2 protein-coding genes and 1 pseudogene are annotated in these 2,008 nt (G+C 59.6%); all 3 read right to left on the bottom strand.

What is annotated here, in order from left to right:
- A partial coding sequence (locus VQ03_RS29710) for a 3-hydroxyacyl-CoA dehydrogenase NAD-binding domain-containing protein (protein ID WP_167376146.1) occupies nt 1-348 on the bottom strand: 348 nt, incomplete at its 3' end.
- A 220-nt stretch (nt 349-568) separates the two neighbouring features.
- A pseudogene (locus VQ03_RS29715) lies at nt 569-1,308 on the bottom strand (IS630 family transposase); the annotation flags it as partial.
- A gap of 261 nt (nt 1,309-1,569) precedes the next feature.
- Nucleotides 1,570-2,008 (bottom strand): acyltransferase (locus VQ03_RS32385; protein ID WP_425350112.1); only part of this gene is annotated, 439 nt, incomplete at its 5' end.

Raw genomic sequence — 2,008 nt, forward strand, 5'->3', positions numbered from 1 at the left:
CACGGTCGGCCCGGTGACCGCGGCCGCGATGTCGCGGGCGGCCTGGTAGACGTAAGTCAGGTCGGCGAAGCCGTCGCCGCGGCGGGACGGGGTGCCGACCGCGATGAAGACCGCGTCGGCGCCGGCGACGGCCTCGGCGAGGTCGGTGGTGAAGGTCAGGCGCTCCTGGCGGACGTTCTCGGCCACAAGGGCGTCGAGGCCGGGCTCGTAGATCGGGATGCGGCCGTCCTTGAGGGCGGCGATCTTCTCCGGCGCGGTGTCGACGCACACCACGGTGTGGCCGAAATCGGCGAAGCACGCCCCCGAGACCAGACCAACATAGCCAGATCCTACCATTGCGATATTCATCGCTTTGTTCCCCAAGTAGTAAGACTTTTCATCTGCGCCAAAAGGGTCGCTCGTGCGCCATAGCCCATCCTTAAAACAGTACGGCTATAATTCGCAAGAGCTTAGATACCGAAATGCGCATAAATTTCGAATAATATCTAACATCATCTTGTCACCTGAAACGCACTTAGCGCGTTGTCGCAGCAGCAAAAACCGCCGGAGGCAGCCATGAGCAAGGGTCTGCCTCGATGGTGTTGAGGAAGCGCAGGAACTCCTCGTGGCGGTGATGCTGCATGCAGCACCCGATCACGGTGCCCTCCAGCACGTCGAGGGCAGCAAACAGCGTCGTGGTGCCGTGGCGGATGTAGTCGTGGGTCCGGGTCTCGGGGCGACCTGGCGTGACGGGTCGGCTCGGGCGGGTGCGCTCCAGGGCCTGGATCTGGCTCTTCTCGTCGGGCGAGAGCACGACAGCGTGGCGCGGCGGATCCATGTAGAGGCCGACGATGTCCTCGACCTTCGCGGCGAAGGCGGGATCGTTCGAGCGTTTGAAGCTGCGGACCCGATGCGGCTGGAGGCGGTGCGCGTCCCAGATGCGCTGGACCGACCGCCGGGAGATCCCGACGGCCTGTGCCAAGGCGCGGCCGGTCCAGTGCGTGACCTCACCGGGCGGCTCGGCGCAGGTGAGGGCGAGCACCTCGGCAACGGTGTCGGTGGAGTGGGGCGGCTTGCCGGGCGGGCGAGGCTTGTCGCGCGCAAGAGGCTCTCGACGCCTTCTTCGGCGTAGCGCTGTTGCCAGCGCCAGACGGCCGGCCGGGTGACGCCTGCCTGCTGGGCGACATCGAGAACGGAGAGGCGCTCGGCCGAGAGCAGGACGATGCGGGCGCGCTGGATGTGATTGAGAGGCCTCGCCCGATCGGCGACGATGGCCGACAGGTGCGACAGGTCGGCGGCACTGGGGATCACGCAGACGGTCTGAGCCATGCCTCAGACTCGCACGGCTCGCGCATCTCGTGAATCCTCTGAATGCGTCAGTGCACTAGATGCTCAAGGCGCAGCTGCGGGAGGAGCGGGCCGGGAACGAGCGTCTGCGCCACATTATCATCTAGGAGGACGCTCACATAAAAGGCCGTGAACACTACATCCATAAAATTCAAATGCAAATTTTCATCATCAACAAATTTTTTCATATACCACAAGCCCAAACATAGAATGGTGGAGCAAAATTTAGATTACTCCGGCTTTCTAGCCAAGATGCAGACACTCTACTAGCGTCTTATCGATAACAGCCCTGTCCGCAAATCTTTGCCGACACCAACTGACGTTGTTTCTAATGATCCTCGCCGGCGTTCCTCCAACAGCAACAAAAGAAGGTGCATCTGAAAAAACTGTTGACCTCGCTCCGATAATGCTACCTTTACCAATTTCTACACCCTTAGCTATTAGCGCATCTTGCCCAACCCACACGTGCGAACCTATTATCAGGTCGGCAGGATTGTTGATCGTCTCACGGGATTCGATATCGAATATGCAATGACTGTCGTAGTTTCTGGCGAATATACCCCAAGAAAACATGCAATCATCACCAATCATAACCCTCCTTTTATCACCTTCTAGTAGAATATGCGCGCTGACAAATGTGCAGCCACTGCCGATATAAATTATACCGCCGCGCTTAAGCGTT

The sequence above is a fragment of the Methylobacterium tarhaniae genome, assembly GCF_001043955.1.
GTDB lineage: Bacteria > Pseudomonadota > Alphaproteobacteria > Rhizobiales > Beijerinckiaceae > Methylobacterium > Methylobacterium tarhaniae.